The organism is Streptomyces sp. NPDC127092 (genome assembly GCF_042722475.1).
Taxonomy (GTDB): domain Bacteria; phylum Actinomycetota; class Actinomycetes; order Streptomycetales; family Streptomycetaceae; genus Streptomyces.
In genome coordinates this window covers 1-1024 of record NZ_JBHXFE010000426.1, presented here as the reverse complement: position 1 = coordinate 1024, position 1024 = coordinate 1, and the positions used below count along the sequence as shown (strand labels likewise).

General features: G+C 69.9%; 1 pseudogene. It reads left to right on the top strand.

The features are described from left to right. Positions 1 to 1024, top strand: a pseudogene (locus ACFWJO_RS41005) (hypothetical protein); the annotation flags it as partial.

The window sequence follows — 1024 nt, the reverse complement described above, 5'->3', positions numbered from 1 at the left end:
GCCGACGCTCCGCCCCTCGCCGCCCAGCCGGTCCCGGACCAGCCGGACGCGAAGGCCGCGAACTTCGTCCTCGGCGCCGAGGTACTGGCCCCATCAGGGGCAAAGGCCCGCGCCCGGGCGAACATCGACGCGATCCGCCTGGTACACCAGCTCGGCGACGAACACCGGGCAGCGACCCCGGCCGAACAGCGGATCCTCGCCGCCTGGTCCGGGTGGGGTGCGGTCCCGGACATTTTCGACAAGCGCAAGCCGGAGTGGGACGAGCTCCGCACCGACCTCGCCACAGTCCTGACCCCGGCGGAGATCGACGCCGCCCGCGCCTCCACCCTCAACGCCCACTACACCGATCCGGCGATCGCGGCCGAGATGTGGTCCGCGCTGGGCAGAGCCGGGTTCACCGGCGGCCGGGTCCTCGAACCGGGCTGTGGGGCCGGCAACTTCATCGGTCACGCCCCGAAGGGCACCCGGATGGTGGGGGTGGAGCTGGACCCGATGACCGCCCGGATCGCGCACCACCTGTACCCGGGGCACCAGGTTCGGGGCCACGGATTCGAGAAGTTCTCCCCCGACGAGGGCGCCTTCACCGCGGTGATCGGCAACGTCCCGTTCGGCAACTTCGCGGTCGGCGACCCGCTGCATAACCCGTCCGGGCTGACCATTCACAACTATTTCCTCCGTAAGTCCCTGGCGCTGACCGAAACCGGTGGTTACGTCGCGGTCATCACCAGCGCTTTCACCTCCGACGCCCAGCGGACCAAGGCCCGCGAGGAGATCGCCGAACTCGGCGACCTGGTTGGCGCACTGCGGTTGCCGACCAAGGCATTCGACCGGCAGGCCGGTACCGATGTGGTCACCGACCTGCTGATCTTCCGGCGCCGCGAGGCCGGCCGCGCACCGGCAACGTCGACCGAGCAGTGGATCACCACCTCGAAGGCTGAGCTGGCCGACGGTGAGATCCAGGTCAACGACTACTTCCTGGCCCACCCGGAGAACGTGCTCGGCGAACTCGGGGTCGGGTCGGGCA